The organism is Isosphaeraceae bacterium EP7 (assembly GCA_038400315.1).
In the GTDB taxonomy this organism is placed as follows: Bacteria; Planctomycetota; Planctomycetia; order Isosphaerales; family Isosphaeraceae; genus EP7.
Window position 1 is genome coordinate 5708644 of sequence record CP151667.1, and the last position, 22493, is coordinate 5731136.

The following is a 22493-nucleotide window of genomic DNA, read 5'->3' on the forward strand; positions in this document are numbered from 1 at the left end:
CGCGTGGAACGCGTTGGGGGTCCATGCCACAGGTCACTCTGCAGGGACAGCCGCCCGCCGACTTCTCCGGTGAACGGCGTCGAATGCTCGGGTTTTGGAAGACCCGCAGGCACCGACGTTCGGAGCGTTCGGGTACCGAGTTTCAACTCGCCAAGGCACAAGGAGGGCTATGCCATGAAGGACCGGCCTCTCATCGGGATCAACACCGACTACCGCGCGGCCGTCAAGGGTCGCGCCCCGCAGACGATGGTGCACAGCGGATACTATGACAGTATCCTCTCCGCAGGCGCCATCCCCATCCTGCTGCCGCCGCTCACGAAAGAACAGGACCTCGGGCCGATCCTCGACAGGCTCGACGGCGTGCTGCTCACCGGCGGCGACGACCTCGACCCCAAGAAGATGAACCTGGGCTTCCACCCGTCCGTCACCATGATGAACGAGCGGCGCGAGAACAGCGACCGCCTGCTCTGTCGACTGGTCCAGGAGCGCAAGCTCCCCGTGCTGGCCATCGGCGTGGGGATGCAGGAGCTGAACGTCTGCAACGGCGGCGGCATCTACTTGCACCTGCCCGAAGACCTGCCCAAGGCCATCCCGCACCGCGACCCCCAAGGGGGCCCGCATCGTCACACCGTCGTGATGGAGCCGGGCACGCGGATGGAAGAGATCTACGGGCCGGGCGAGATCCGGGTCAACAGCTACCACCACCAGGGCATCCGCAAGCTCGCCCCCAACTTCGTCGTCGCCGCGCTCGCCCCCGACGGGCTCGTCGAGGCCTACGAAGGTCGCGACCCGGGCTGGTGGGTCGTCGGCGTCCAGTGGCACCCCGAGAACGAGGGGACCATCTCGCTGGACACCCAGCTCATCGAATCATTCGTCGCCGCCTCGTCGAATTCTCACGCCAGCCCGAAGCTCGCCAAGGTCGGCTGAGCCTGAGGACTTGGAAGTTTGGCACGCCGCTCGTCCAACTCCATCGAATTCGGAACGCCGCATCGCCGGGTCATTTCCGGGCACCGATGCCGCAAACGTCCCAGCCCAGGGAGCATTTTCCCGCAGGGGCCGGACGAACCGAGATTCCTTCGACTGATGAGCACGCGAAGTCCGCGGGGATCGATTCCCGGCGGACTTTTCGCGTCGACGGCCGCAAGTGATCCCTCATGCTCATGCGAGCAGCATTCGCATGCGATGCCTGGCTTCTCATCGCAACCCCGTCGCGACGAAGGCCCGCCGGATGCGGTTTCCGGCGGGCCTCGAATGACGCACTGATCTCACAATTTCAACGGGAAACGCGAAGCGATCACCGACGGCCACCGCCTCCGCCGCCGCCACCGCGCCCGCCCATTCCTCCACCACCTCCGCCACGCCCGCCCATTCCGCCGCCGCCGCCCATGCGAGCGCCCCCCATTTGACCGCCTCCCATTCCGGCACCTCCCATGCGCGGACCTGCCATCTGGCCGCCTCCCATGCGCGGACCTGCCATCTGGCCGCCTCCCATGCGCGGACCGGCGACCTGGCCGCCTCCCATGCGCGGGCCGGCGATCTGGCCACCTCCCATGCGCGGCCCTGCCATCTGCCCACCTCCCATGCGCGGGCTGGCGATCTGGCCACCTCCCATGCGCGGGCCACCCGCCTGGCCAAATTGGCCGAGGCTACCCTGTGAGAGACCACCGCGGGCCATGCCGGCGTTCTGCTGCGGGTTTCCCCCCATGCGGGGCTGGCTTATCCCGGGCGCTGCTTGCCCGCGGAATCCCTGCGTCGGCCCCTGGCCACGCGGTGGTTGCACCATAGCTCCGACCCCGGGACGGTTACCCTGAGGGCCGCCGGCACGCGGCTGCACTGCGGGAGATTGAGCTTGTTGACCCATCCCCGGCCGTAGATTCCCAGGTCCGAAGCCCCCCCCTTGTCCGGGCCGCGTTAGCGGCCGTTGCTGACCTGGCTGACCCGGACGCATCCCTTGGACTCCTCCGCCAAGCTGGCCGGGGTTCTGCGATCGGGACGCCTGAGCAGGCCCCACGCGTCCCGGAATGATCTGCGAGGGAAGATTGGCCCCGCCCGCGTTGGATGAGTTGAACGCCGGTCGACCGACAGAGTGGCTCAGGCCCTGAGCATTCTGGCCAGGGCGAGTTCCCCCGTTGAAGCCTGGTCGCCACGATTGACTGGCCATCGAGGTGGTTGGTCTCTGCCCCTGGGCTCTCGGAGCCTGGTTCTGGCGAAACGGATTCCCATAAGCCGACGACGCGGGGGGAGCCATCGACCCCGGACGCGGCATCGAAGCGAATGAGCTGCCATTCGTCCGTCCTCCCGGACGATCGCGGCCCGGCTGACCCATGGAAGGACGACCGCCACCCGGCTGCCCCGGACGGATGGGGCCCTGCCCCGGTCGGCCGCCTGCTCCCATCTCGCCGCCTGGTCGGTTCACGAACGGTCCGTTGCCATTCGGCCTGCCACCTTGCCCGCCGCCGTTCGGCCGACCTTGATGGCCGCCATGATTGGGCGCGAACGGATATCGGTTGTGACCACCTTGATGGTTCCAACCATTCCCCCGATTAACCCATCCATTGTTGCCCCAACCTCGGTTGCCCCAGTTCTGTCTGCCCCAACCGCCACCTCCCCAGTTGTTGAAGCCGAAGCCCGAATAGACGGGCCAGCCGAAGCCGCCGTAATTTCCAAATCCACCGAAACCGCCGAAGCCATAATTCCCGTAATAAGGGAAGCCAAAACCCGAGCCGAATCCAAGGCTCAACGAGTTGAAGCCGCCGTAGCCGCCGAACCCGAAGAGGCGGCCAATCGCCAGGCCACCACCCAGGCCGCCATATCCAAATCCCCCCGGGCTAAACCCGCCAAACCCTCCCGGGCCGTAGCCGCCGAAACCGCCGAAGAGACCATTACCGCCGTAGCCGGCGGAGGTGAGGTAGGGGTAGCCGAAGGAGCCCTGATAAGGAAAGTCGAGGTAGCCGGAGTAGGTCCCGAGAGACCCGTAGGAGGCGTAACCGTAATACTGGCCTTGGGGGTCGTAGTAGCAGCCGGGGTAGCCGTCGTAATAGCTGGTCGGTCGGCCGAACGCGCCGTAGAGTTGGCCGAAGGACTCGGGAGTCACCTGCGTGATTGGCTGATAGACGACCTCGCCTGCGTCGCGCGCCGTGGCGTCGACCTGGGCCGGCGCGAAGAGGGTGCCGCGATCTTCTAGTGTCCGGTCCCAGTACCCGTCCTGGAACGCCCACCCTTCAGGCTGCTTGATCCACTGAGCGGGAACCCACGCCCAACCTTCCTGGGCCTTGGTCCAGAAGCCGGGTTTCCAGACGACGCCATTTCCGTCTGGGTAGTACTGGCCGGGGATGTAGAAGGCGTCGGCCGAGGGGGCCTCGCCGGGGGTCTCCTCGGGCCGATCCGTGGGCGGGCCGTCCTTGCGGAAGTCGACCCGGTCGGTGGTCCGGTCGCTCCAGAAACCGGGCACGCGGGCCCACCCCTGGTCGTCTCGCTTCCAGTATCCGTTGACCCAGAAACGGCCCGGAGGGGGGACGCGCCAGGCGCCGGTCACCCAGGTGAAATCTTGGCGCTTGGTATCCCAGTCCCAGTAGCCGTCGATCCATTCGGCCTTGGGGTCGGGCTTGTCGATGCCGGGCCGTTCGACCACGGGCGCAGGCGGCGACTGCTTGACGCGCACAGGGTCGCGATCGCGGGCCGGCGAGAGGAACCCTTCGTTGAGCGGGCCTTCCATCAACGCCTTGACGTTGGGGTTGGCGACTCCCTCGCGCGGGGCGTCGGGAAGGGCCTCGGGAAGCGTCGTGATGTCCTGGGCGGGAGCCTCGGGCGCGACGAGGGCGGGAAGTTGCAGCGCGAGGACCGCCGAGGGCCATGAGGCCAGCCCGAGGGCCGCCGTCAGAAGGCCCTGGCCAAGCCGGGACTTGACGACTGGTCCAACCATGGTAGGTGCTCCATGGGCGCCGACGACGCCCGTTAGCCGATGCTTCAGCCTGTTGCTCTGATTCTACGAGACATAGAAGCAAACCCCGAGCCTCACGGCGCGGAATCGCCTGCCGAGTCCCGGATTCGGCCGCAAACGCCGATTGTCCGAGCCGAGGGATGATCCTGCGATCGCGCTCGTCATCAGGGACCTCCCTTCCTACGCCAGAAACCTGGCGACGGGACGGAGAGATCTCACGGATCGACCCGCGAGGTCGATCCTCACCTCGGCACGGCTGACGGTCCTCCTTCGATTCGATAGGCCCTCGCGCATCGACGGGCTCGACGTCTTGGAGAGGGCCAACGCACGCGTCGAAAGCTCGCGAGATGCCTCGGACGTATGCTCCGCAGGGAGCATTCGCTTCGCCCGAGAGAGACGCTGCAATCACCAAGAGCCGCAAGCTCACCGCGACCGCCAGACTCGCCCCATGTCGCTCCTCCGATGACCTCACTCAGGCCGCCCCGGCCAGGCGCCAGACCACCTGAGCCCAGCCCGCTTCGGTCGTTCGATGGACCTCGTTCGCCCCTCTTCTGGAGAGCTCTGAGAGGAGCCGAGAGAGCCCTCGGTCGTCGACGCGAAGACTCCTCGAAGGACCCTCCCGGGATCTCTCTCGGAGGTCCTTCTCGCAGTCAGTCGGGGCAGTGAGTTGGAACCCGCACGTCCGTCGCGTCCGTCATGATCGAAACGAAGGGTGGCCCGAGCGGGGCTGACATCGCGTGGCTGACATCGAAAATCCTCTCCATTCCGAGATTTTTTTTCGGACCCGATCCCGCGCGCGTCTGGCCGCGACGAACTTGTATTCTTCGAAGGGTTGCGACGAGCCTCGAACGGAGACCCTGGCCTCGAACCCGCAAAAACCGCGGATTTTCAAAGGTCCGCGGCGTCCCATATCGAATGTATAATTTTGATCACATCCTTATTTGGATCATGAGAATCGCACTCCCACTTTGGCTCCGATCGATTCGTTTGGCAAAAACCTCCCGGAAATCGACCGAAACGGGTCGCGGGTGTCCCATCTTCGTCTTCCCGAGCGTGATATATTTCGCTAAGAAATGAGCGGCGAGGCGGTGGAGTTGGGACCCGGCCTCGTCGCAGTTCCACACTCAGTTGAAGGAAGATACGATGGCGGTGAAGAAGCGCGAGGCGAGCAAGTCCGAAGTCGCGGCCAGCACCTCCAAGGCCACCAAGCAGTCGGCGCCCAAGAAGGCCGCCGCCAAGAAATCCGAGGCCCCGGCCGCCCCGGTTGCGGCCCCGAAGGCCGCCCCGAAGAAGGCGGCCGCCCCGGCCCCCGTCGCGGCCAAGGCCCCCGCCGCGGCCAAGGCTCCCAAGAAGCCGGCCCCGGCCCCGATCAAATTGTCGGCCACTCAGACCGAGTTCCTCAAGAAGATCAAGGACACGGCCGAGGAGGGTTACCTCGCCTCGAAGAAGGTCGAGCAGAAGACCCTCGAGGCTCTGCTCAATCGCAAGCTCATCAAGAAGGGCGGCAAGGACAAGACCTCAGGCGGCTTCAAGTACCTGATCTCCAAGCAGGGCGAGAAGCACCTCGAGACGCAGCCCACGGCCTGACCGGCCTGGACTGTTCTCGACCTTCTGCCCCAATGTCCGCCCGCCGAGGGAGCGTCCGTCTCGCACGGTCGGCTCGGACCCGGGGGCAACCCACGGGGACGGGTCCGCGGAGGTTCGCTCCGCACGCGAGACCTTCCCAACACGCTTCGCCCGGGGGGCCGCAAGGCACGCCGCCCACCCCCGGGCCCGCCAGCCGAAGACGCCGCGTCACCCGTTCAAGCTCATCTCCGGCAGCCCTCGCGGGCGGGTCGGGCGATGGGCCGGGCGAGAGACGCGGCGTTCTTTCGTTGAGGCCTCGACAGGATCCCGAGGTCAGGCCGGAGGCAGTTCGTCGTACAACGGGGTGCACTCGACGAGGCGGGCGGAGTCGCCGTCATGGAGCGCCATCTTCTCGCCCGCCCAGAGGCTGGCGCCGGCGTACTTGCCGTCCTTGGTGACGCAGTAGAACTTCACCTGGAAGTTGGGCCGGCCCTTCTTGTCTCGCAGCCGATCGAGCTTGTTCGTCGCCACCACCCGCTTGCAGGCATCGAGAACCGCGTCCTGGGGCGCCCGCCCGGCGCGCAAGGATTCGACGATGGTGTGGCTCGACAGGTTCAGGAGGTTGGCCTCGCCCCGACCGGTCGAGCCGGCCGAGCCCACCTCGTTGTCGAGGTAGAGCCCCGCGCCCAGAATCGGCGAGTCGCCCACCCGTCCGGGGATCTTGAAGTAGAGGCCCGACGTGGTCGTCACGCAGCCGAGGTTGCCGTGCGTGTCGAGCGCCGAGCAGTGGATCGTGCCCGGCTTGCGGATGCCGAACTCGGTGCGCACCGCGTCGTCCAGCTCGTCGTCGGGCGGGGGGAATCGGTCGTCGTCCTTGCCGTTGGTCTCCTTCCAGTAGAGCCAGATCTTGCGGGCGTCGTCGGTCAGCAGGTCCTCCTCGGGGAACCCGTGCGCCTTGGCGAACCGGAGCGCGCCCTCGCCCACGAGCAGGCAATGGTCGGTGCGCTTCATCACCAGGCGGGCCACCGCGGCGGGGTGCTTGATGTTGCGGAGCGAGGCCACCGCGCCGGCCGAATGAGTCGGCCCGTGCATCACCGCGGCGTCCAGCTCGACGACGCCGTCTTCGTTGGGAATGCCGCCGTAGCCGACGGTGTGGTCCTCGGGGTCGGCCTCGACGATGGCGACCCCGGCGATCGCGGCGTCGAGCGGGTCGGCCCCGGCGCGGATCTGCTCCATCGCCTTCTCGACGGCCCTCAGGCCATTGCCGCTGCTGACGACGATCGGCCGTCGCTGGCCCGGAGGCTTGGGCCGCGAGGCGCCAAACGAGGCGGAGGCTCCCAGGCCTGCCGCGGCGTTCAAGGTGAGGAAGGTCCTGCGATTGAGCGGCTCGGCCATGACATCGTCTCTCGCCAGGCAAAGGGGTGAGGTCCGTCGGTGCCGGGCCTCGTTGATCGGTTCGGCACAAGCATATCGGCCCCCCCTTGCACACGCCACGACCGCACCTCGCGCATTGCAGCCGGTCCGGAACCGGTTAGCCTGGAGGAGCGGGCGGGAGCGGAGAACGTCTCTCCGGCCATGCCCGATCACCCACACCGCGGGGCCTTGAACCGATGCGGCGAGCCTCATTCGGGACGATCCTCGCGGCCGCCTCCCTCATCGCGGTCGCCCGTGCGCAGGCCCCCGTCGGGATCGCCCCGGTGCTGACCACGATCCTCCCGCCGGGCGCCACACGAGGCGCCACGTTGGACTGGATCCTCTCGGGCCGTGGGCTGCCCAAGGCCGAAGACGCGAGGCTCATCATCTCCGGCGAAGGCATCGAGGTCACCTCGATCGAGCCGGCCGGCGAGGGGACGCTGAAGGCCTCGATCAGGGTGGCGGTAGGTGCGAAGCTCGGTGTGCGCGACGTCAGGATTCTCGGCCCCGAGGGGCTGTCGAACCTCCTGCCCATCGTGGTCGACACTCTGCCGCAGGTGGCCGAGGTTGAGCCCAATGACTCGATCGAAGGAGCGACGCCCATCGACCCGGAGAGTGTCGCAACGGGGACGATCCGGGCCAGGGACGTCGACCATTTCCGGGTCAGGGCAACCGCCGGCACCCGGCTCACGTTCGAGGTTCAGGCGCAGCGCGTGGGCTCGCCAATCACCCCCTTGCTCACCCTGCTCGGCCCCGGCGGCGTGGCCGTCGCGCAGGCCCGTGAAGGGCGAGGCGGCGATCGCGATTGTCGACTCTCCTTCGTGTTCCCCGACGACCGACCTTACTTCGTCCAGCTCCGCGACAACACCTATGGGGGTGGAGACGGCGTCGCCTATCGGCTCCGAATCACGAGGGCCCCGTTCTCCACCGCGGCCTTCCCGCTGGGCGGCCCAGGCGGCAAGCCACTCATCGTCGAGGTCTCGGGAGGAAGCCTGAGCGAGCCCGCAACCGCGACCGTCGACCTGCCCGACGACCCCGGCGCACTGGTCGATCCGGGGTCAATCGAGGTGCCCGGCGGGACGACCACGATCCCGCGCAGGCTGGTCGTCGGAGACGGCCCCGAGATCGTCGAGCCGACCGGCCTGGACGGCAAGAGTCCCCCCGTCCCGCTCGTGCCAGGCACCACGGCCAATGGTCGAATCGGTCGCGCCGGGGAGGTCGATCGCTATTCGCTCTCGATGCTCAAGGGAGCCCGTGCGCGGGTGAGTCTGCGGGCCGACGATCTCGGCTCTTGGCTCGACTCGGTCCTGTTCGTTCGAGGCCCCAAGGGTACGGTCGTCGCCGAGAATGACGATGCAGGGCCCGGGAGCCAGAATCGAGGCGGGGCCTTCTTCGGCATCGGCACGGGGGACACCGACAGCCGCCTTGCCTTCGAGGCCGATGCCGACGGCGACTACATCATCGAGGTGGCCGACCGGTACGGCGACGGCGGCCCCGAGTACGCCTACCGACTCTCCGTCGAGGACGACCGGCCCGACTTCGAGGTGACGCTGCTCATCGGCAGGACCGGCAACGGCAGGGCCGCAGACCCGGCGAAGGCGGCCAACGTCCCGCACCGCCCCGGGGCCTTCGGCGTCTTCAACCTGAGGCCCGGCTCGCAAACGCCCCTGAACTTCCTGGTCGTCGCGCGGGGCCGCCCGGGGCCCGTCGAGGTCCGCGCGGAAGGGCTGCCGCCGGGAGTGACCGCGGCGCCGTCCAGGGTCGACCTTCCCCGCCCCTTGAAGACTAGGGGGCCGATGGCGACGGCGGCCATACCGGTCGGCGGATCGATCGTGCTCAAAGTCGCCAACGACGCAAGGCCTGGATGGTCGGACGTCCGGATCGTGGCCACGGCACATCCAGATCCCCGGACGACCCTCCGACGCGTGGCCACGGCGACCCTGACACTTGACGCGTCGGACATCCAGGGGTCATCCAGGCCGGTGGTGCGGGTCGTGCGCGAGATCCCCTTGAATGTGCTCGGCCCGACATCGGACAAGTGACTCGACGTCGTCTTAATCGATAGGACCCGACGGCCGACGGTCATTGACGCGAGAATTCACCGATGTTGGACGCCGGGGATTGCCGAAGAGTAGGGAAGACACGGTCGAATAGTCCGGGCGCCTCAGGCGTCCAGAGGATATGTCGCGGGCGCTGTGATGCAGCTCTCCATATCCGGTCAGGGCGACTTCGATCCGACGATCGACGTGAGTCCGCCGCGTCGGCGGGCTTTCTTCCGCGATTTCTAAGGGCCGACGCGGCCTGTCCCGGGTCCAGACGCGACCGGGGCGGCCCTTTCCAGAGAGGTCCAGCGCGATGCATTGGCGAAGCCTGAGCCCGGTCCGGGCCTGCTCGGCCGCGGGCCTCCTTTTCCTGACCGCCAGCGGAGCCTTCGGCGACGAGCCGGCCGGGCCCGTGCCGAGCGCCGCCTCGCTGTCCGAGTCGGTTGACATCCTCAAGGCGCGTAAGTCGGGCGAGCTTCAGGTCGAAGTGCGAGGCCAGGGCGAAGGCCAGGTCAAGCTCTCGGTCAAGAATCTCGGCACGCGCCGGCTCAACGTCGTCCTCCCCCCCGGCCTGGTCGCGGCCTCCTCGACCGGTCAGGGCGGCATGCCCGGCGGCGGCGGCGGCAACCAGAGCATGGGCCTCGGCCCGGCGAACGGCGTCGCGGGCGCCTTTGGCCAGTTCCGCGGCACGGATGAGGGCGTCGGCTTCCGCAGCGTGGCCGCTGAGCCCAAGACCAGCGCGGCCGGGACGATCGTGGTGCCCTCCGGCCAGTCGGTCGACGTCTCGCTGCCGGCCGTCTGCCTGAACTTCGGCCTTGCCACCCCCAAGGCCAAGGACCGGCTCCAGCTGATGGATGTCGACGACTACTCCAACGACCCCCGCACCCGCAAGGCCCTCCGCAGCCTGGCCACCTACGGGTCGAGCTTCGGCGTCGCCCAGGCCGTCATGTGGAACGTCTGCAATGACCTCTCCTTCGACTCGATGGCCGAGAAGGGGGGCAAGCTGATCAACCGTCAGGAGGTCGCCCTGGCCTCCCGCTTCGTCGAGGCCGTCGACGCCGCCTCGGACCGCGACCTGATCGACCCGGCCTACCTGACCGAAGGTCGCCTGTTCGTCCGGGTCCGTGGCGAAGGGGCTGTTGCTAAGGACGCCAAGCGGCTCGAAGAGCAGCTCGACGGCCAGCGCATCTTCGGGCTCCCCGCCCGGGTCCTGACCGAAGAATCGACGGTGCCCGCCTCGTCGTCGGCCATCTACCTGACCGTCCAGCTCTCAGCGACCGCCAAGGGCCAGACCCGCGGCAAGGTCGCCGTGCACGCCGTCCTTGGACAGGGCAACGCCTCGTCGCTGGGCACGGTCTCGTTCTCCGAGCTGTCGGCACCTTCGGGCCTCGACGGTGCGACGCTGGCCGGTGCGATCGACCACGCGGTGGCCGCCGGGTTCGTCTCGGCCAAGCCGACCAAGAAGATTGAGGGGGGCACGGTGCTCCGCATCGAGAACCGCCTGCCGTTCACCATCGCCAGCCTCGACGTCAAGCCGACCGGCTCGTCGGGCAGCCCGACGGTGCACTTCGGCGGCGTCGGCGTCGGTGCTGGCCGCACCGGGACCGCCACGATCCAGGCCTCCGGCGGCACGGTCGAGCATGTCGAGCTGAACGGGCTCTGAGTTCCGTTGGGCCGATCTTTCGAGCCTCTCCGCGACCACATCCTCCCGCCCGGTGGATGTGGTCGCGGCCGTTGACGGGCCGAGATTTTATGGAATCGTTCGAACTTTTTTCCCCAGGAGACGTAGTGGCGTCATGGCCATTGAGCGTCGGCATCTTTATTATCAAGGGCGAGTTCAAGGGGTTGGCTTCCGGGCCCGGACCGAGCGGATTGCGGCCGGCTATGCTTTGAGCGGCTTCGTACGCAACCTGGATGACGGCCGGGTCGAGCTTGTGGTCGAGGGAGAACTCGGGGAGATCCAGCCGTTCCTCGCGGCCCTGGACCGCGAACTCGGGCGCCACATCCGCGACATCAGCCAGACGACCGAGCACCCCGAGAAACCGATTTACGACGGCTTCACGATCGAATACTGAGCCAACTTGCCGGGGCGGCAGTGCGTCGGGCCCCGGCGGCGGACTCTCCTTCATCCTCAGAGCGATTCGTCCATGAAAGCCCTCACCATCGCGCTTGCCACGGCCAAGGAAGCGATCCGCCAGCCGGCCTTCTTCGTCCTGGCGGCCTTCGCCGGGTTCATGCTGGTGATCACCATCTTCGTGTCGTACTTCACGTTCGGCGAAGACATCAAGATGTACAAGGACACGGGGCTGACGACGATCTCGTTCGCTGCCCTGCTCCTGGCCTTGCTGACGTCGAGCTCGACGGTGGCCGAGGAGATCGACGGCAAGACGGCCATCACGCTGCTGTCCAAGCCGATCACCCGCCGCCAGTTCATCCTCGGCAAGTTCTTCGGCATTGAGCTGGGCGTGCTGGCCCTGTACGTGCTGCTAGGTAGCCTGTTCATGGTCGGGGTCTACTACAAGTATCCGTACGACCTCCGCGAGTCGGCCGGTGGCGCGGCCGACGTGGCGAAGCAGCTTGCCCAGGTCAAGCAGGTCCTCCCCGGGCTGGTGCTCGGCTTCTTCGAGGTCACCGTCCTGACGGCCGTGAGCGTGGCCATCTCCACCCGGCTGCCGATGCTGGTGAACCTGGTCGTCTGCATCGCCCTGTTCTTCCTGGGCCACCTCACGCCGGTCCTGGTCGAGGCCACCGGCGGCGGCAACACCAACGAGCTGATCAAGTTCATGGCCCGTCTGTTCGACTGGGCTCTGCCGTCGCTCGAGTTCTTCAATGCAGGTCCGGCGATCTCGACCGGGGCGCAGATCCCCTGGGTCGGATATGTTTTGCCTGCATTGGGATATTGCGTCATGTACAGTGGAGCAGCCTTACTGTTCGCGTTCCTGCTCTTCGAGGATCGCGACCTGGCCTGATGACGCTGCCCTCGCCGGTGGGGCGGGCCGTCCGTCGTCGGGCACCGTCCACCGGCCCGCGGGGTCCTTTGCATGTCCACGGCGGCGTATCATCGCGCTCGCGATCAGAAGTCCGACTCCTCCAGGTTTGCGACGACGGCCAGAATCCTGTCCGTCGTCCAACCGCTGCTCGTCCTGGCGCTGGCCGTGGTGGCGGCCCTGCTGGTCTCGCTGCTCATCGGCCGGGGCGAGGCCCGAGTCGCTCCCGCCGACGTCCCGAGGCTCCCTGGCTGGGTGTCGGGACGGTCCACCGGGCAGGATGGCGGGCTCGTCCTGATGGACGACACCGGACTGCTGCCCCTGGCCACCGACAACATGAACAGCGGCAACCCCCTGCACCGTCTGGGGTCGAGGATCGTCTTCGCCCTGACCGGACGGATCCGCCCCCTTCGCAACGACGCGGGGGCCCTCTCGACGCTTCTGGCGGTCGGGCTATCGCTGGGTCTCCTGATCTCGGCACTGGCCTCCTGGCGCAGGACCGCGGCGGCGGAGGCCAGCAGCCGTGTGGCGGCCAACCTCAGGCGGCAGATCCACCGCCAGATGTACCGGCTCGGCCAGTCGTCGCTGCCGGCCGAGGGGATCGGCACGGTCGTGAACCTGTTCACTCGCGAGGTCAACGACGTCCGCGACGGCGTGTTCGCCGAGCTGAACCATGGGATCAGGTCCCCGCTCGTCGCAACAGGGCTGCTCGTCCTGGCCCTCGTCATCTCGCCGGTCACCACCGTGTTCCTGGCCTCGCTCTGGGCCCTGATCTGGCTGGCCTACGGCGCCCTGGCGAGGTCGGCCAGGCTGGCGTCTCAGGCCGCCTTCCGCGACTCGGCCGTGCAGATGACCTTGCTGCATGACGACCTCGGCCGGCTGCGGACCGTGAGGGTCTACGGCATCGAGGGGATCGACAAGGAACGGTTCGACGAGCACCTGGAGCACCAGCGCCGGGCCGACGTCGTCCGGCTCCGAGGCGAAGGGGCCGTCACCCCGTCCTCGGGCCTGCTGGCGGGAATCGGCATCGCCCTGGCCGTCGGGCTTCTGGGCTCCAACGTCATCAATAACCGGGAAACCCCGGCGGCCGAGCTGACCCTGGCCGGTGCCCTGCTGGGCCTGGGCGTGCCGACCTGGAACTGGATCCAGGCCCGTAAGGCCATCCGCAGGGCCGAGCGATCGGCCGGCGCGATCCAGGAGTTCATGACCCGCAAGCCCGAGCTTCAGCAGGCCGTCGGAGCCCACTTCCTGCCTCCCTTGAAGGGGAAGATCACCTTCGAGAACGTGACCCTGAAGGGGGCCAGCGGCCGGACCTTGCTGGAGGGGTTCTCCGCCGACATCCCCGCCGGGGCCCGCACCGTGATCATGGGCCTGGACGAGGATGCCAAGCAGGCCCTGCTCTGCCTGATCCCCCGGCTGATCGACCCCGTCGTGGGCCGTGTCAGGCTGGACGGGCTGGACCTCCGCGACCTGACCCTGGAGTCGGTCCGGGCCCAGGTGGCCACGGTGCTCCAGGCCGACCTCAGCTTCAGCGACACCGTCGCGGCCAACATCGGCCTGGGCGACTCCAGCTACGGGATGCCGAAGATCATCGATGCCGCCAAGATGGCCCATGCCCATCAGTTTATCCAGGACCTTCCGCAGGGGTATGACACGGTCATCGGGCCGCTAGGGCACCCGCTCTCGACCGACGAGCGATACCGGATCGCGCTGGCGAGGGCTTATCTGCACGACCCCTCGATCGTCCTGATCGAGGAGCCTGCCGAGACCCTGGAAGACGACGTCAAGGCGATGATCGACGACACCATGAACCGGATCGCGCCCGGGCGGACTCTGGTCATCCTGCCGCACCGGCTGTCGACGATCCGGTCGGCCGACAATGTGATCATCATGCACAATGGCCGGGTCGAGGCCTCCGGCAACCCTCGGGACATGCACGAGGCCAGCCAGCTCTACAGGCATCTGCAATACGTCGAGTTCAACCAGTTCGCCACCGGCGAAGTCGAGGCCGGCCAGATGAACGGTTGAGCACTCGTCTCTGATCTCAATCTGACTCCTGGGGCGGGGCCATCATCGGGTGGCCCCGCCCCTCGTCCGTTCAGGCCCAGTCGTCGACGGTCGGCTTGATGACCAGCTCGGGGATGTGGGCCCGAGGGTGCAGCTCGACGAGGAACTTGACGGCGGCGGCGACGTCCTCGCCCTGGAGGATCTCGGCCTTGCGGGCGTCTTCGACCTTCACGGGGCGAGCGTCGAGGATCGGGGTGTTGACCTCGCCGGGGTAGATGACCGAGGAGCGAATGCCGTTGGGGCCTTCCTCGCGGGCCAGGCAGAGGCCGAGCGCCGCCTGGCCAAACTTCGAAGCCGAGTAGGCCGAGCCGCCGAGCACGCTGGCCCGCTTGCCGGCGATGGAGGCGACCTGGACGATCAGGCCGGCGCCGGCCGCGCGCATGGTCGGCAGCGCCGCGTGGACGAGGTTGAAGGCGCCGGTCAGGTTGGTGGCGATGAGCCGGTCCCACTCGGCCGGATCGAGCACGTCCAGCCGACGGTCGCGGGTGTTGGTGCCCGCATTACAGACGAGGACGTCGAGCGAGCCGAACTCGTCGATCGTCCGGGCCACGGCGGCATTCACCCCGGCGCGGTCGGCGACGTCGCAGGGAAGGACCAGGGTCGTCGCGGCCGCGGCCCCGAGGCCGGCGCGGGTGGCTTCGAGCTTGGCGGCGTCGCGGCCGATCAGGGCGACGCGCAGGCCCATGGCCGACAGGGTCGTGGCGACCGCGCGGCCGATGCCGCTGCCCGCTCCGGTGATGAGGGCGGTTCGTGCTGGAGAGGCCAAGCGAGTTGCTCCGCGCGAGGTGAAACCCCGTCGGGTCGGCTTGCGGGCCGCCCCGGCGGGATCGTGAGTTCAAAGGGTGTTGCGGTCAGGCTCTTCCCGGCCCGCCCCGGTGAAGGGGCGGGCCGAGGCTCATCTTATCGGCGGCGGGCGCCCTTCACAAACCCGGCGCTCCAGGCCCGGTTCATCGCGACCCGCTGGGACTTCGCTACGCCCAGGGCAACCGCCCCGGCCTGGCCTTTCTGGGCGATCGTCACCTTCTGGATGACTCCCTCGGGCTCGGCGTCGCCGGTCTCCGACGAAGCGGGGACGGCTTGCTTGCCTTCGGTCGTGCTTGCCGATGACTTCCAGACCTTCACGTCGGACCACTTGCCCGAGAGCTGGCCGAAGAGGCCCGACCAGATCGAGTCGGTCGAGCCCTTCTTGATGTCTCCCTGGCTTGCATTGCCCAGGACGCTGCCCTTGGCCGCGTTGTCGGTCCCGGTCGAGACCTGGGTCGTCGGCTTCGTCGCCTGGACCGGGGTCGTCTGGACGGGGGCCTTGGCGGGGGGCGTCGTCACCTGGACCGGGGCGGTCGCGGTGTCGGCGGGCTTGGTCACGGCGGGCTTGGACTGGGCCGGGGGGGCGACGTCGACCGGCTTGGTCTGGGCCGGGGGGGTGGTGGCCTGGACCGGCGTGGTCGGCTTCGCGGGTGCGGCCGGCGCCGTCGGCTTCGCCGGGGTGGCCGGCGCGGCGGGGGTTGTCGGGGCGACGGGCGCGGGGGCGACCGTCACGGGGGCCGGGGCGGGGGTCGCCTTGGGTGCCCCGGGGATCAGGGCGGCGGCCTTGGGAATATCCAGGCGGCCGATCGTGGCCCCGGTGATGGGGTCGTTGATCGGGTCGGAGCCCTGCTTCAGCCAGCTCTCCACGTCGGCCAGCTTGGGCAGGACGCCGAAGCGAGACTTGTAGATCTGCTGGAGAAGGACGACGGCGCCGGAGACCAGCGGGGCCGCGAAGCTGGTGCCGTCCACCGTGGTGAACTGGTTCCCCTGGATCGTCGAGGTCAGGCCCTGGCCGGGGGCGGCCAGGTCGGTGGCGTTGGCGCCGCCCATGCGCTGGGCGTTGGCGACGAAGTGGTCGGTGCTGTCGGTGGCGGTGACGCTGATGGTCTCGCCCAGGATGGCCGTGAAGCCCTCCCCGGCGGTCCCGCTGAAGCTGTTGCCGGTGGCCGTGACGACCGGGATATTCAGGGCGGCAAGGCTGTGGATCAGCTCGGTCATGCGCTGGCCGATGCCGCCGTCTTTGGCGAACCAGTTGTTGGTATAATTATTATTATCGGAAATAGACAGGTTGACTACGGTGATTCCGTATGTGTCGTGATTGTCGATGACCCACTGCATGGCGTCGGCGACGCGATCGAAGCTCCCCTGATTGTCGTTGCCGAAGACGCGGAGGGCGACCAGGTCGGCGCCGGGGGCGACCCCCAGGTGGGCGGGATCGCTGGAGGCGATCAAGCCGGCGACGGCGGTCCCGTGCTGCCAGGTGGTGGCGTCGGGGTCGGAGTCCTTGTCGGCGAAGTCGTAGCCCGCGACGACCTTGTGGCCGGCGCCGAAGCCCGAGCCGAGGGCCTCGTGGTTGTAGTTGATGCCGGTGTCGATCACGGCCACCGAGGAGCCGGAGCCGTCGACCTGGTAGGCCGAGCGGGTCGCCGAGGCACCGGTGATCGAGTCGAAGTCGGCGAGGGCGCCGGACGCAGCCGTGGTGCTGGATGCAGCGGGCTCCGCGATCGGCCCGGCGACGAGGTCCGAGGCCATCAGGCGTCGGTCTTCGAGCGCCTCAAGGTTCGGACGTCGGTCGAGCCTGTTGGAGCGAGCTCTGTCATGCATTCGCCTCATCGTACGTAGACCTCCCCAGGCGACCGCCACACCATCGGCTTGGCCGCCCCGCGAGTCGGATGTGAACGCCCCCCTTCCATGGCGCGGCCCCAGGGGGAGGTCCCCGTCGGGGTCGCGGCAGCCGGGTCCCCGCCATGGAGCCCCGGACCGATCAGAGCGCTAGCAGGTGGTGAGATGAATCCAGGCCCGATGGCGCCAGTCCCGCCGCACCACTCGCCCGGGCCAACTTCGGCCTGGGGTGACGGCGCGGGGTCTCGGCGCCGACGGGCTCGACCCATCGGCGACCGGCCGGGTCGTCGGTGCGCCGTCGATTCCCGGGGAGATCCTTCCCCCCTCGTCGGCGACCCATCGTCCCGGTCGGTTTCGGCATCCTGCCAGCGGAGACGGGCCTCAATGCCCATCCCCATTCGACAGGCTCAGGTCATCCTGACCCGAGCCCGACCGGGCCGCGCCTTGGCTTGCATCTGGTGCAATCCGACGCGGCCCGGCTACATTGGGCAACCCCGACGACCCGCGACGAACTCGCCGCGAGCCGATCCGGCTGATGACCCATGTATCGGATCAGGGAGGCGGGCACTCTCGCTCCAACCATGCAGATTGTGGCCGTGGTCCCAGCCCGTTTCGCTTCAACCCGACTCCCCGGCAAACCCCTGCTGAGCGACACAGGCCGGCCCTTGATCCAGCACGTCATCGACGCTGCAAGGCGTGCGACCCGCCTGGATCGGATCATCGTCGCCACCGACGATCAGCGCATCTTCGACGCCGTCCTGGCCTTCGGCGGCGAGGTCGTCATGACCCGCTCCGACCACGCCACCGGCACCGACCGCGTGGCCGAAGTCATCGCGGCGATCCCCGATGCCGGCATCGTCGTCAACCTCCAGGGCGACGAGCCCGACATCACGGGTGAAGCCCTCGACCTGGTCGTCAACCTCCTGGAGAACGACCCGGACGCGCCCATGGCGACTCTGGCCACGCCCATCCACAGCGAGACGATCTACCGCGACCCCTCGTGCGTGAAGGTGGTCTGCGCCGCCAACGGCCGGGCCCTCTACTTCTCACGCAGCCCGATCCCGCACCACCGCGACGGCCTGCCCGATAAGCCTCCCTACGGCCACCTGCACCTGGGCCTTTACGCCTACCGGCGCGACTTCCTACTCGGTCTGGCCAAACTGCCACAATCCCCCCTGGAGTCGGCCGAGAAGCTGGAGCAGCTCCGAGTCCTGGAAGCCGGCCACCCCATCGCCGTCGGCATCGTCGACGAGCCGAGCGTCGGCATCGACACCCCCGACGACTACCGCCGGTTCGTCGCCCTCTGGAAGGCCCGAGGCGGAACCTGAGCCCGAGCGGCACGCACCATCCCCGAATTGTCAAAGATCGTGAACGAATACGGACGACCGTAACGCATCAACAGATTGGCTAACGGCAGAAGCAACCTCGATCGGACGACCTGGAGGTCCGCCCGCCGACCGTCAAGGGAACCGGAGCGGTCCCCGACCGGCTGACATGACATGAAGAGGCCGGCTCCACGCGCAATGCGCGCGGGCTTGCGGCCGGTGGCTTACCGATCAGGCCGGATCATACGGCGACAGCTTGCGACGGACGATTCCGACGCGTCTGGCTTAGCTCGCGGAGCAATCGGGCGTTGCGATTGGCAATCTGCCGGGCCTCGACCCGCGACCTGGGCGTCGAGGGTACAGCCCTGGCGACCTTCGCGTTGGGTTCGTTCTGCAAAAGGTCGGCGAGTCGCGGGTGGGTCGGGATGACCTTCACCCGGGCCGATGCGTGGGCGGGCTGGCTTCGTTCTGCCTCGGCCTGTTCCTTGCGGAGCTGGTATTTCTCGATCTCCTCGCGGGTCGGGTATGGGCTCCGCGAGGCGGGGGCGTTGTCGTCCCACTTGGGGTCGGGGACGGGATTGTTGGGCCGGGATCGCCCCTTGTGCATCAGGTCGAGCGCCCACTTCATGCGGCGGAAGCTGGCGGTCTCGTAGCGACGCAGCAGGACGAGAACGCGGTCGTCGCCCGTCGAGAATCCCAGGATCGTCGCCTGGCGCTCGTCCTCCTCGATGTCGTCGAGGCTCGAATCCTTGCGGTCGAGCAGCCGTTCGAGCTGGTCGTCGATCAACTCCTGGCGATGGTCGAGCGTGCTGGAATCATCGGCGGGATCGAGCGGCGTGTGCAATTCACGCAGCGTGTGATCGACGCCGAGCAGGTCCAGCGCGAGCGTCACTTGTTCATCGGTCCACGTCCCATTCTTATCCAGGGCATGGCCCAGAGCCCGCCAGCGGTCGATCATCCAGTCACAGCCTGGTGCGTTGATGCTGAGCCTGGCCGCAACCTCCGCCGGCCGGCGTTCCAGACCACGAGCAATCCTGGCCGTCTCGGCCTTCCGCTCATCGCCCCAGCAACTGACGGCGCGGCGGCCTCGATTGTCGCGAGCGAGCCGCTCTTCAACACGGCAACGCTCGATGCGCAGCGATTCGACGGCGATCGTCTCGACCAGGCTCATCTCGAACGCGTTCATCGGCCGCAGCGACGAATTCCACTGCTCGGCCCGCTCCCGAACTGCCTGCTCCTGGTCCTGAGGCAGCACAACCCCCGCCCCCGCCAGCCCATGAACCAGGCTATTCCGCCGAGACTTCTCCTTCCCCTCGACCGTCCGGGGCCCGGTGCTGCGCATCGCATTGCGGCGGTTGGCGTCAATCCGCTTCTGGCTCGTGGTCGGAGTATCCATGGTGCGTCGTCGCGCCTCTCAAAGTCGGTCGGTTCAAGATGTCGCCGGCATGGCGATGGCCCCTCCTGCGCGACGTCGCGCAATCGAGGCCCCTATCAAGAACAATCTGAAAAAACGGCCGTGCCCTCCCTACTTTCTTGGAAATTTTCCAAATGATCGCGAAACATGCCCGATAGACCACGTCCGCCAGATCCAACAATCTCCATGATGACCAGTTCACTGGTCGCTATGGTGTCGCAGTTGACGCGGCTCGTCGCGTAAAGTTCTCGTGACGGATATCGAACTGGGCACCGAGGAAGAAGTTGACAAACTGAACCGGTGTCAAAGCCTGTCAGCTCCATGAGCTGTACGCCGATGTTTAACGGCTCGGGTCCAAATTGGGGCACGACCTCGTGCGGCCGTCAGCCGGAGCCGTCAGATGAGCTTCCCAGAGGAATTGCTAGCCCGTTTACGGCGTGTCCCGTTTGGTCAGGCCCCGGCGCCATGGCGGCAAGTGACCGCCCATGCCGTCGGCGGTCTGACCGAGGTGGGCTTCGCCAGTCGGTCGGATCTGCTGTTGGTGGTGTCGTCACAAGGCAGGGGCCTGTTCGAGGGCAGAACCGGAGAACGCATCGCACACGATCCGACCCCGCCGGACGACGGCTGGTACGACGAGGTCAGGCTCACCGCCTCGGGGATCGGTCCCCTCAACGATCAATTAATCCGCTTGGCGGGGCTGCATGGGGGAGGCTTGTCGGGCTGCACCGACGACGGTTGGGGGGTCACCCGGATCGCGCCGGATTGGCCCTTGGAGTCAATTGTTCTCGATCCCCCCGGATCGGCGGTCATGTATGAGGGACACACCAAGGGATGCATGAGGATTGCTGAGGACCTCGGGCTACGTGCCTTCGGCTTCTCGGAGACGGGCCTGAGCCTCGTCGTGGCTACGAGCGATCGAATCGAGCTCTGGTCTCGCCATGAACTCCCTAAGCTCCGGTAACCAGACACTCGACGATGGTCTCGACTATCAAGATCGCTTCTCTTTGCCAATAAAGTCACTCGAATCGTCGGCGACTGAGAGTGTCTTCGACAGGAAGAATCGAGACTCCCCGATCGGGTAGTCCGGCAAGGTCCCAAACACCTTGTATCCGAGCCCCTCATAGAACGGCCGAGCCTGGAAACTGAACGTATCAACCCAGGCGTGATGACAGCCCCGCGACACGGCCCGTCGCTCCATCTCGAGCATCAGTTGGCTTCCCCACCCCTGCCCTCGCAACTCTTCCGCGACGGCCAGAATTCGCACATGAAGCCAACCCCAGTTCGTCTCCCCCATCGCCCCGCCGACGATTTGCCCCGCGTCGTCGCGAAGCACCAAAATCAAACCCTCAGGCTTCCAGACGAAGCCCGACGCCCTGCTGAATGAGTCGAGCGGCGCGAGGATGGCCTCGAATTCGGCCTGGGTCGGGTTGTCGAGTGGTTCCATGTGCGGCATGGTGGTTCTCCTCCCGGATCGAGAGATCCTGCTTCGTGACCCTTCTGGCCGTCGCCCGACAACATCCTCGCAGCCCCCCTCCCCGTCGGGCCAGGTGGTTTGCCGGTATTGCCAGCGGCCCGAGGCGCAGGGCTCCGAGGTCGGCTTTGCGACGTGGGGTCGATCAACGATCACGTTCCAATGTCGGAGATTCGTTGACGAATGCCCTGGCGGAGATTCCCTTGGCCGCGAAATTCAGGCGAAATCCCCCGATCAATCGGATGCGGAGTGCAGACCATGACGTCGGACGAGAAGTCTGATTCCCCTTGCCCGACGTGCGGCGGGTCGCGCTTCACCTGGGGGATGCTCGGCGCGCAGGGCCTCAATTTCACCCCCCAGGACGCCTCGGTCATCCGCAAATTTTTTACGATCGGCTGGGAGCTACCGGCTCGACGGTGCGATGATTGCGGGAATCTTCAGCTCTTCGCGAAGCCGCCCGGCAGTCAGGGCTGAATCGCCGCCCCGAGTGATCGAGACGACTTGCCATCGAACCGCCACGGCGACGTTGCGACAAAATCGGGCGATTCTGCCGCGACTTCTCTTTCCCCTGATGTCCTCGGTGAGTCGTCGCTCCGTTCGCCTTGGATCGAACGAATCGACGTGAGGCGGGCCGATTGAGGGTCTTTTTCACGATTGGGGAGAACCATGGATCGAAGACGGTTTGTGCAATCGCTGCTGGCCGCGGGCGTCGTCGTCCCGAGCCTGCACGCCGAGGCCGCGCCCGATTGGGGAGGCCCTGTCCTCGATACCCACCTGCACCTCCGGAGCGACGCGGACGCGTGCTTCACGCACATGCAAGGCTGCGGCGTCACCCACGCGGTCCTCCTGACGCGCGCCGGGGATCAGGGCAGGGCCAAGCAGGAGATGGAACGCCGCAAGGGCCGCTTCGCGCGGTCCGTGAGCACCGATCCCGCCGCGCCTGATGCGGAGAAGGTCCTCCGCGACGCGCTCAAGGGAGGGGCCGTCAGCATCGGAGAGTTGAAGTATCACCTGGCCCTGGACTCGCCCGAGATGAGGCGCGTCTACGACATCGCCGCCGAGATGAAGGCGCCGGTGATGATGCACATCCAGACGTTCCCCCACTTCCCCGGAGAGATCCCTTACAACACCGGCTACCCCGAGTTCGACAAGATTCTCCGCGCCTACCCGAAAACAATGTTCATCGGCCACGGCGACCTCTTCTGGGCCCACATCAGCGCCGATGTCCCGACCGATCGAGGCTATCCGGCCGGGCCGATCAAGCGAGGCGGACTGACCGATCGCTGGCTGTCCGACTTCCCCAACCTCTACGCCGACGTGTCGGCCAATTCCGGCAACAACGCACTCTCGCGCGATCCTGATTTCACGCCCGACTTCCTCGTGCGGCATCGCTCCAAGCTGCTCTTCGGCAGCGATTGCAGTTGCGCAGACGGCATGGGATCGGGCGTCTCGCAGAACAACAACCCCGAGGCAGCGAGGCTGGCCGGCAAGTGCGTCGCACGCGAGACCCTTGGCCTGCTGAAAAAACTCGCGACCCCCGAGATCTTCCGGAGTGCGGTCTGGGAGAATGCAAACCGGCTGTTCCGGCTTCACTTCTCCTGACTCTGCCGTAGGTCATCGGC

General features: G+C 67.2%; 16 protein-coding genes. 10 read left to right on the forward strand and 6 right to left on the reverse strand.

Annotation, left to right across the window (positions count from 1 at the left end; all coding sequences use genetic code 11):
* The first annotated feature begins 174 nt into the window (after window positions 1-174).
* Complete coding sequence (locus EP7_RS22530) at window positions 175-927, forward strand: gamma-glutamyl-gamma-aminobutyrate hydrolase family protein (protein ID WP_463524388.1); 753 nt, start codon at window positions 175-177, stop codon at window positions 925-927.
* Window positions 928-1294: 367 nt separating this feature from the next.
* On the opposite strand, the gene EP7_RS22535 is transcribed toward EP7_RS22530, so the two are convergent.
* Window positions 1295-3922 carry a hypothetical protein gene (locus EP7_RS22535; protein ID WP_463524389.1) on the reverse strand — a complete coding sequence of 876 codons (2628 nt, stop codon included), beginning with the start codon at window positions 3920-3922 and terminating at the stop codon, window positions 1295-1297.
* Window positions 3923-5083: 1161 nt separating this feature from the next.
* Here EP7_RS22535 and EP7_RS22540 point away from each other — a divergent pair.
* Entirely contained in the window at window positions 5084-5527 is a 444-nt protein-coding gene (locus EP7_RS22540) for a hypothetical protein (protein ID WP_463524390.1), read from the forward strand.
* A gap of 312 nt (window positions 5528-5839) precedes the next feature.
* Here the strand turns inward: EP7_RS22540 and EP7_RS22545 are convergent, their stop codons facing one another.
* On the reverse strand, window positions 5840-6901 hold the full coding sequence (locus EP7_RS22545) for a N(4)-(beta-N-acetylglucosaminyl)-L-asparaginase (RefSeq protein ID WP_463524391.1): 1062 nt from the start codon (window positions 6899-6901) through the stop codon (window positions 5840-5842).
* Window positions 6902-7116: 215 nt separating this feature from the next.
* On the opposite strand from EP7_RS22545, the gene EP7_RS22550 reads away from it, so the two are divergent.
* From EP7_RS22550 to EP7_RS22570, 5 genes are all read left to right on the forward strand, one after another.
* On the forward strand, window positions 7117-8961 hold the full coding sequence (locus tag EP7_RS22550) for a PPC domain-containing protein (RefSeq protein ID WP_463524392.1): 1845 nt from the start codon (window positions 7117-7119) through the stop codon (window positions 8959-8961).
* Between the two features lie 313 nt (window positions 8962-9274).
* Window positions 9275-10624: a hypothetical protein gene (locus EP7_RS22555; RefSeq protein WP_463524393.1), complete on the forward strand. Its 1350-nt coding sequence runs from the start codon at window positions 9275-9277 to the stop codon at window positions 10622-10624.
* 133 nt (window positions 10625-10757) lie between these two features.
* Window positions 10758-11036: an acylphosphatase gene (locus EP7_RS22560; protein WP_463524394.1), complete on the forward strand. Its 279-nt coding sequence runs from the start codon at window positions 10758-10760 to the stop codon at window positions 11034-11036.
* Window positions 11037-11108: 72 nt separating this feature from the next.
* Window positions 11109-11930 (forward strand): ABC transporter permease, encoded by an 822-nt coding sequence (locus EP7_RS22565; RefSeq protein WP_463524395.1) that lies wholly within the window; start codon window positions 11109-11111, stop codon window positions 11928-11930.
* Between the two features lie 72 nt (window positions 11931-12002).
* Window positions 12003-13976 (forward strand): ABC transporter ATP-binding protein, encoded by a 1974-nt coding sequence (locus EP7_RS22570; protein WP_463524396.1) that lies wholly within the window; start codon window positions 12003-12005, stop codon window positions 13974-13976.
* A 70-nt stretch (window positions 13977-14046) separates the two neighbouring features.
* Here EP7_RS22570 and EP7_RS22575 read toward each other — a convergent pair whose 3' ends face one another.
* Together EP7_RS22575 and EP7_RS22580 are read right to left on the reverse strand one after the other, a co-directional pair.
* Complete coding sequence (locus tag EP7_RS22575) at window positions 14047-14781, reverse strand: SDR family oxidoreductase (protein WP_463524397.1); 735 nt, start codon at window positions 14779-14781, stop codon at window positions 14047-14049.
* A gap of 134 nt (window positions 14782-14915) precedes the next feature.
* On the reverse strand, window positions 14916-16643 hold the full coding sequence (locus EP7_RS22580; RefSeq protein ID WP_463524398.1) for a S8 family peptidase: 1728 nt from the start codon (window positions 16641-16643) through the stop codon (window positions 14916-14918).
* 560 nt (window positions 16644-17203) lie between these two features.
* On the opposite strand from EP7_RS22580, the gene kdsB reads away from it, so the two are divergent.
* On the forward strand, window positions 17204-17989 hold the full coding sequence (gene kdsB / locus EP7_RS22585; RefSeq protein ID WP_463524399.1) for a 3-deoxy-manno-octulosonate cytidylyltransferase: 786 nt from the start codon (window positions 17204-17206) through the stop codon (window positions 17987-17989).
* 238 nt (window positions 17990-18227) lie between these two features.
* Here kdsB and EP7_RS22590 read toward each other — a convergent pair whose 3' ends face one another.
* Window positions 18228-19382 (reverse strand): hypothetical protein, encoded by a 1155-nt coding sequence (locus EP7_RS22590; RefSeq protein ID WP_463524400.1) that lies wholly within the window; start codon window positions 19380-19382, stop codon window positions 18228-18230.
* A 418-nt stretch (window positions 19383-19800) separates the two neighbouring features.
* Between EP7_RS22590 and EP7_RS22595 the strand changes: the two genes are divergently transcribed.
* A complete protein-coding gene (locus EP7_RS22595) occupies window positions 19801-20361 on the forward strand; it encodes a hypothetical protein (RefSeq protein WP_463524401.1) in 561 nt (186 codons plus the stop codon).
* A gap of 27 nt (window positions 20362-20388) precedes the next feature.
* Here EP7_RS22595 and EP7_RS22600 read toward each other — a convergent pair whose 3' ends face one another.
* Window positions 20389-20853: a GNAT family N-acetyltransferase gene (locus EP7_RS22600; RefSeq protein ID WP_463524402.1), complete on the reverse strand. Its 465-nt coding sequence runs from the start codon at window positions 20851-20853 to the stop codon at window positions 20389-20391.
* A gap of 702 nt (window positions 20854-21555) precedes the next feature.
* On the opposite strand from EP7_RS22600, the gene EP7_RS22605 reads away from it, so the two are divergent.
* Window positions 21556-22473: an amidohydrolase family protein gene (locus EP7_RS22605; protein ID WP_463524403.1), complete on the forward strand. Its 918-nt coding sequence runs from the start codon at window positions 21556-21558 to the stop codon at window positions 22471-22473.
* Window positions 22474-22493: the final 20 nt, after the last annotated feature.